General features: G+C 66.1%; 8 protein-coding genes. 2 read left to right on the forward strand and 6 right to left on the reverse strand.

Going from position 1 to position 6,877, the window contains the following annotated elements; all coding sequences use genetic code 11:
• Positions 1–7 precede the first annotated feature (7 nt).
• A complete protein-coding gene (locus tag IVB32_RS36720) occupies positions 8–343 on the forward strand; it encodes a hydroxyisourate hydrolase (protein WP_026233653.1) in 336 nt (111 codons plus the stop codon).
• Here the strand turns inward: IVB32_RS36720 and IVB32_RS36725 are convergent, their stop codons facing one another.
• The 4 genes from IVB32_RS36725 to IVB32_RS36740 are packed head-to-tail and all read right to left on the reverse strand — an operon-like array spanning position 344 to position 4,211.
• Positions 344–1,159: an ABC transporter permease gene (locus IVB32_RS36725; RefSeq protein ID WP_018458752.1), complete on the reverse strand. Its 816-nt coding sequence runs from the start codon at positions 1,157–1,159 to the stop codon at positions 344–346.
• Positions 1,159–2,022 carry an ABC transporter permease gene (locus IVB32_RS36730; RefSeq protein ID WP_085362425.1) on the reverse strand — a complete coding sequence of 288 codons (864 nt, stop codon included), beginning with the start codon at positions 2,020–2,022 and terminating at the stop codon, positions 1,159–1,161. Before IVB32_RS36730 ends, IVB32_RS36725 begins: the two co-directional genes overlap by 1 nt.
• Positions 2,023–2,039: 17 nt before the next feature.
• Entirely contained in the window at positions 2,040–3,086 is a 1,047-nt protein-coding gene (locus IVB32_RS36735) for an ABC transporter substrate-binding protein (RefSeq protein WP_007608710.1), read from the reverse strand.
• Positions 3,087–3,116: 30 nt separating this feature from the next.
• Positions 3,117–4,211, reverse strand: coding sequence for an ABC transporter ATP-binding protein (locus IVB32_RS36740; protein ID WP_247412973.1), 1,095 nt, complete (start codon positions 4,209–4,211; stop codon positions 3,117–3,119).
• Positions 4,212–4,299: 88 nt separating this feature from the next.
• On the opposite strand from IVB32_RS36740, the gene IVB32_RS36745 reads away from it, so the two are divergent.
• Positions 4,300–5,691: an amidase gene (locus IVB32_RS36745; RefSeq protein ID WP_247412974.1), complete on the forward strand. Its 1,392-nt coding sequence runs from the start codon at positions 4,300–4,302 to the stop codon at positions 5,689–5,691.
• Here the strand turns inward: IVB32_RS36745 and IVB32_RS36750 are convergent.
• The gene (locus IVB32_RS36750; protein WP_247412976.1) at positions 5,688–6,437 is read right to left on the reverse strand and encodes an aspartate/glutamate racemase family protein; all 750 of its coding nucleotides are present in this window, start codon (positions 6,435–6,437) and stop codon (positions 5,688–5,690) included. The two genes, IVB32_RS36745 and IVB32_RS36750, sit on opposite strands and share 4 nt — an antisense overlap.
• Positions 6,434–6,877: FCD domain-containing protein (locus tag IVB32_RS36755; protein ID WP_247412978.1), on the reverse strand; the 444-nt coding region annotated here is incomplete at its 5' end. The genes IVB32_RS36755 and IVB32_RS36750, both read right to left, overlap by 4 nt.

Below are 6,877 nucleotides of genomic sequence, written 5' to 3' on the forward strand. Positions count from 1 at the left end.
GAACATTGTGGCAGGTGGCATTTCCATTCACGCGGTCGATGTGGCGAGCGGACGCCCGGCGCAGGGTCTGCGCGTCGAGATCTGGCGGATCGATCCGGACTCGCTGCGCGTCGCCGACGGACGGCTTGGTGTCAACGGCGTGCTCGATCATCCCGTTGCGCAGGGGGCGGGCGTGACGGCGGGCGAGTATGAGGTCCTGTTTCATCTCGGCGAGTTCTTTGGCGAGCGCGACGGGTTTCTCACGGTGACGCCGTTCCGCTTTCGCATCAAGAATGTTGACGAGCATTTTCACTTGCCGCTGAAATTCACGCGCTGGGGCTATTCGCTGTTCCGCGGCGCCTGATCAGTTGGTCAGCCGCCGCGATAACCCCGTGACGCGCTCCATAATCGCGACCAACGCGACGGTTGCAATGATCAGCACGCCCGACAGCGCGGCGATGGTGACGTCGAGCTTGCCCTCGAGGTCCTGCCACATCCGGATCGGCAGCATGTCGGTGGCGGCATCACGCAGGAACAGCGACACCGGCACGTTGTCGAAGGACGACATGAAGGCGATGAAGGCGCCCGCGATGATGCCCGGCCGGATCAGCGGCAGCACGATGCGCCGGAACGTGTAGATGCGGCCGGCGCCCAGCACGGCCGAGCTCTCCAGCAGGGTCGGCTCCAGCTGGGCAAGCGCCGCAATCGTATTGCGCACGACATAGGGCACGCAGACCACGGTGTGGCCGATTACCAGCGTCAACGGCGACACCGGCAGGCCGACCAGCGAGAACAGCATCAACGCGGCAAGGCCAAAGGCCAGCGCCGGCAGAACCAGCGGCGACATGAAGAGGGAATCGAGCAGCCGCGCCGACAGCGTCGGTGAGCGCGAGATCGCGAGCGCGGCGGCAACGCCGAGCACCACGGACAGGCCCGTCGCCCACAGTGCCACGATGAGGCTGTTCTTGGCTGCGAAGTGCAGCTGCCAGGCGTTCCACAATTCGGCGTACCAGCGCAGCGAATAGCCCGGCGGCGGAAAACGCAGCGAGAAGCCGCTGGTGAACGAGACGATCAGCACCACCAGCGACGGCGCGATGATGATGATCAGCGCAATCGCGGCGATCAGGCTCATGACCAGCTCGAAACTGAACGCCTCCAGGGTGCGCTTGCGCCCGCTCATCACGCACCTCCATAGCCGCGCGACAGGCGGCCGAGCGTGGTGAAGACGGAGACGACCGCGAGCACCGCGAGCAAAAAGATGATCGAGATTGCGGAGGCAAACGGCCAGTTCTGCAGGGTCGAAGCCTGCTGGTAAAGATACATCGGCATGAACAGCATCTGTCCGCCGCCGATCAGCGACTGGGTGATGAAGGCCGTGATCGCGGCGGCATAGGTCAGCGTGCAGCCGGCGATCACGCCGGGCAGCGACAGCGGCAGCACGATCCGGAAGAACGTGCGCCAGCTTCCAGCGCCGAGCGAGCAGGAGGCGTCGTCGAGATTGGAATCGATCCGGCCGAGCGCGGTGATCAGCGGCAGCGTCATCAGCGGCATCTGCACCTGCGCCAGCGCGAGGACGACGCCGAACTGGGTGTAGAGCAGTTTCAGGGGCGTCTCGATGATGCCGAGCGATTGCAGCGTCGCGTTGATGATGCCCTGGCGGCCCAGGATGACGATCCAGGCGAAGGTACGGACCACGACGCTGGTCAAAAGCGGCAGCAGCACGATCAGGATGATGATGGTCTGAAGCCGCGGCCCGACCCGCTGGTAAAGCCAGGCGATGGGAAAGCCGAGCACGAGGCAGACGGCCGTCACCTCGGCCCCAAGCAGCAGCGTCGAGCCGAGCACGCTGAGGCTGAAGGGATCGGTGAGGAAGTGCAGATACTGGCCGAGTCCCCAATGGAGCGCGGCCGTGTCGTTGTGCAACGAGAGCCACAGTAATTGCAGCAGCGGCGCCACGAAGAACACTAGGAAGAACAGCGCCAGCGGCGCTGCCAATCCCATCCCGTAGGACGTGACGTCTCGTGATGCCGGTGCTGTGCCCATCATGAGTCCTTGAAGCTCTAGATCTTGATCTCGCGGTTGAAACGCTCGATCCAGGCCGAGCGCTGCTCGTTGATCTTCTTCCAGTCCTGGAACACGAATTTCTGCTTCAGCTCGGCCGTGTCCTTGGCGAGCACGCGCGCGATCTCGCCGCCCATCGCCACCTTGGAATTGGTCGGCACGATCAGGTAGGGCGGGTTCATCAGCGTGGTCTGCACTTCCGGGGTCAACGACGCCTCGATCAGCTTGAAGGCGAGCTCGCGGTTGGGCGAGTTCTTGACGATGTGGATCGTGGTCTTGAAGGCGATGGCACCTTCCTTCGGGGCCACGAACTCGACCGGCACGCCGCGCGCTTTCAGGATCTGGATGGCGTTGAAATTGCCGGGCGAGATATCGATCTGGCCCTGCTGGAAAAGGGTGGCGAGCGCGCCGGGATTGGCGGCGACCGCGGCGAGGTTGGGCTTCAGCTCCTCGATCGCCTTGAAGCCGGGATCGACATTGGCTTCCGAACCGCCGCGCATCTTGGCGATCTCGACCAGCCAGCCGGTGCCGAGCGTCGAGTTAAGGTTGGTGATGCCAACGCGGCCCTTGAACTCGGGCTTCCACAGATCGGCCCAGGAGGTCGGCGGCGTCTTGACGGCTTCCGGATTGTAGGTGAGGCCGACGACCTGAAAGAAGGGGGCAGGGCCCATCGGCTCCTGGGCCTCGGCGATCAGGTCCTTGTAATAGGCGCTCTTCTCGACGGGGTATGGCTCGACCAGATCCTGGCCGATTGCGACCAGGGCCGGGCCGGGATCGTGCAGCATGACGTCAATCGGCGGATTGGCCTTGGCGGCGTTCACCTTGGCGATCTGGTCGACCGAGAGCATGGGGTCGAGCACCATCGCGGCATCGGCGTTCGCCTTGCGAAAGGCCGGCACCAGCACGGCCTTGTGCGCCTCCTCCCAGCTTCCGGTGAAGGTCGCAAACACCAGCGGGCGGGCCTGGGCGTAGCTCAGTCCGGGAAACGCCTTCATGGCGCCGAGTGTGAGTGCGGTCGTCATCAGGCTTCGGCGGTTCATGATCATGGTCGAACTCCCTCTGGACAAAAACTGAATTCAAAGCGTTGCAGGAAAAGCGTTTGCGAGCGACGGGGCGAGCGGCGCGAGGCGCACCGCGGCGCCGCTCTCCAGGGTGCGCGTCTCGCCGATGCGCGCCTGGGAGATCTTGACGCCGGAGCCGTCCGCGGTGGTGACCTCGTGGACGACGGTGGCTCCTAACGGCAGCGACATGCCGACCACGCCGGCAAAGCCGGTCTCGTCGCCAACGAATTGCAGATGCTCGGGGCGTATGCACACGGTGACGCGGCCGCCCTCGGTGAGAGCGCCGCCGGCGGGACGCGCAATGATTTCCGCGCCGGCATCGAGGCGGACTTTTGCGGCCGTGCGGTCTGCCGAGACGACCACGCCGGGCATGCGGTTGCTGGCGCCGACGAACGTGTTGACGAACAGGGTCTGCGGCCGGTCGTAGACGTCCGACGGCGACCCGAACTGCTCGAGCTTGCCGTGGCTCAGGACGGCGACGCGGTCGGCCATCGACAGCGCTTCTTCCTGGTCGTGGGTCACGATCAGCGTGGTGATGCCGGAGACGCGCTGGAGCCGCTTGACCTCGATCTGCATGTCGAGCCGCAGATTCTTGTCGAGCGCGGCAAAGGGCTCGTCGAGCAACAGGATTGACGGCTTGATCGCGAGCGCGCGGGCCAGCGCGACGCGCTGCTGCTGGCCGCCGGAGAGCTGCCGTGGCAACCGTTCCGACATGGTCGGCAGCTGCACCAGATCCAGCAAGCGCTGTGCTTCGCGCTGGCGGGTCGCCTTGTCGATCCCGCGCGCGGCAAGCCCATAAGCGACGTTCTCGCTGATGCTGAGATGGGGGAATAGTGCGTAGTTCTGGAACACGATGCCGACCGCGCGGCGGTTCGGCGGTAGCGCGTCGACGATGTCGTCGCCGATGATGATCCGCCCCTGCGTCTGCGCGATGAAGCCGGCGATGATGCGCAGCAGGGTAGTCTTGCCGCAGCCGGAGGGGCCGAGCAGGGCGATGATCTCGCCCCCTTTGATGTTGAGATTGATGTTCTCGACCGCGAGCGCGCCGCTCGGATAGCGGTGGGTGACGGCGTCGACCACGAGCGATTGGCCGCCTTGCGCTTCAGCCATGGTGTTGCCTCCCGTTGCCCCGGAGTAGAAAGCAAGTCTCATGCCCGCACCGGTCGCTTTTCGCCGCGAGGTTTGGCATGGTGGGGTGATGACGTCGGATCGATCGGTTTGCGACCTCACTGCCACGGCCCTCGCACGCGCCCTCGCGAAGGGCGAACTCTCCTCGCGCGACGCGGTCGAGGCGCATCTGGCGCGGATCGCGAGTCTTGATAGCCAATTGGCGGCCTTCGTGACTGTCGATGCGGAGGGGGCCCGCCGTGCCGCTGATATCTGCGACGCCGCGCCAACGCGGGTCGGCCCGCTGCATGGGGTGCCCATAGGGATCAAGGACCTCACCGACACTGCGGGGGTTGCGACCACGTACGGATCGGCTCTGTTCCGCGATCATATTCCGGCCGAAGACGATCTCGTGGTCGCGCGATTGCGGCGCGCTGGCGCGATCATTCTGGGAAAGACCAACACACCCGAATTCGGCTTCGGCGCGGTCTGTACCAACAAATTGTGCGGGCCGACGCGCAATCCGTTCGATCCGGTACTGACTTCGGGTGGATCTTCCGGTGGCTCCGCGGTTGCGGTCGCGGCCGGCATGGTGCCGTTGGCCCATGGCACCGATTTCGGTGGCTCCGTGCGCACGCCCGCAAGTTTTTGCGACGTCGCCTCGATCCGGCCGACGCCCGGTCGCATCCCGGCGCCGCATCGCCCCCTCGGCTGGGACATGCTCGCCACCCACGGTTTTCTCGCCCGCGGCGTCGACGATCTCGAGCTTGCGCTGTCGATCTGTGGGGGAGGCGATGTGCACGACCCACTCTCGATCGGTGTCGTCAATGAGGATCGGCCGGTTGCAGTGCGTCCCCGGATCGCAGCGACGCCCGATTTCGGGATCGCGGCCGTCGCGCGCGATGTCCGTGCACGTTTCGCCGCGGCCTGCGAGGCGCTCGGAGCCGTGGCCGATGTGGTGCCGTCCGCGCCCGATTGCGGCGGTGCGATCGAGGCATTTCGGACGCTGCGCGCCGCGCACATCGCCAACGGCTATGGCGAGCTGCTGAAGTCGCGCCGCGCCGAGCTGACGCCCACCGTGATCTGGAATATCGAGGCGGGCGCAAAGCTCTCCGCGGAGGACTATCTCAATGCCGAGCGTCGCCGCACTGCGATCTATCGCAGCTTTCGCGAGCTGTTCAGCCGCGCCGATTCCCTCGTGGCGCCGGCGGCGTCCGTTTTGCCCTGGCCGAATGAGATCAGCGACGTCACCACGATGGATGGCGCGGCGCTGGAGACGCCGATCGATTATCTCGCCGTCACCTTCATCGTGTCGCTGGTCGGTTTCCCGGTGCTGACCCTGCCGGCCCCCCGAGCCGAGAACGAGCTGCCGTTCGGTATCCAGATCATTGCACCTCCGGGATGCGAATCCCGCCTGTTTGCCTTCGGCCGTGCGATTGAGAACAAGCTTGGTTTTTCGCATCGCTGGCCGCAGCTCCCCTAGTTATCGCGATGCTCGAGCCGGGCGGCGAGCGCATCGGCAAGACCAAGGGTGGGTTTGGCGGCGGGCCGGCGGTACGTGCCTGCGGTTGCCTTGCGCAGGCGAAGCGCGACCAGGGCTTCGGCCTGCTTCACCGACGCGATGACTTGATCGACGACTGGGACGGGGATCCGGTCGGCCACGCGCTCGGCGAGGCCCGAGAGCGGCGCACCTGCAAAAATCAAGATGTCCGCGTCGTCCTCCACGATCGCGCGCCGGGCGAGATCGACCAGCACATCCTCCTTCTCGGTGCCGACCTCGGAGATCGCCTGGAACGGCGTATCGAGCATGCGGATGCTGGCGCAGCGCTCCCACAGCCCGTGGGCGCGGACGCATTCCTCGTACCAGGGGCCGAGCGCCTGGGCGAAGGTGACGATGGCGAAACGCCGTCCGGCCATGCAGGCGGTCAGCATCGCCGCTTCCGCCATGCCGACCACGGGAATGTCGAAGGTTTCGCGCGCGGCGAACAGGCCGGGGTCGCCGAAGGCGGCGATGATCGCGGCGTCGACCTTGCGATGCTGCCCGGCCAGCATCTCCAGCGCAATGGCACCGCCGATCTGTGCCTCGGTGCGTGTCGAGATATAGGGCACGCCGCGGGTCGCGGTGCAGGGGATCAGCTCGGTCCCGGGCGCAGCCGCGCGCTGCCCGACATCCGTCATCAACTGGGTGACTGCGGTGCTGGTGTTCGGGTTGAGCAGCAGCAGCTTCATGATTGCGCCGCCGTCTGCTTGGCTTGAGAGGCCGCGATGACTTCGAGCAGCGCCGTGCCGGTGCGCCGAACATGGGCGCCGAGCAGGCGTCCTGCGGTTTCGCTATCGCGCGCCTCGAGCGCGGCAAGGACGCCGGCGTGCTCGTCGACCGAATTGCTCCAGCACCGGTCGGCGCCGAGCGCGAGGTAACGCGCGCGCTCGGCGCGGGAGATCAGCGTCACGTGCGCCTCGCGCAGCGGCGTGTTGCGCGCCATGCGGACGATGGTGTCGTGGATCTCGCCGTTGATGGCGAAGTACTCGTCGAGCTTGCCGTTGCGATGATGACCTTCCATGCGGGTCTGAAGCGTGCGCAGGCGGGCGAGATCGCGCTCGGTGGCGCGCTCGGCGGCGAGCTCGGCGGCGAGCCGCTCGATGCCGGCCAGCGCCTCGAACAATTCCGA

This window comes from Bradyrhizobium sp. 23 (genome assembly GCF_023073295.1).
GTDB classification, from domain to species: Bacteria; Pseudomonadota; Alphaproteobacteria; order Rhizobiales; family Xanthobacteraceae; genus Bradyrhizobium; species Bradyrhizobium canariense_D.

Excerpts from the sequence above, each read along its gene's own strand:
- IVB32_RS36725 (WP_018458752.1), bottom strand. The coding sequence starts at position 1,159 with ATGAGCGGGCGCAAGCGCACCCTGGAGGCGTTCAGTTTCGAGCTGGTC.
- IVB32_RS36730 (WP_085362425.1), bottom strand. The coding sequence starts at position 2,022 with ATGGGCACAGCACCGGCATCACGAGACGTCACGTCCTACGGGATGGGA.
- IVB32_RS36735 (WP_007608710.1), bottom strand. The coding sequence starts at position 3,086 with ATGATCATGAACCGCCGAAGCCTGATGACGACCGCACTCACACTCGGC.
- IVB32_RS36740 (WP_247412973.1), bottom strand. The coding sequence starts at position 4,211 with ATGGCTGAAGCGCAAGGCGGCCAATCGCTCGTGGTCGACGCCGTCACC.
- IVB32_RS36745 (WP_247412974.1), top strand. The coding sequence starts at position 4,300 with ATGACGTCGGATCGATCGGTTTGCGACCTCACTGCCACGGCCCTCGCA.
- IVB32_RS36750 (WP_247412976.1), bottom strand. The coding sequence starts at position 6,437 with ATGAAGCTGCTGCTGCTCAACCCGAACACCAGCACCGCAGTCACCCAG.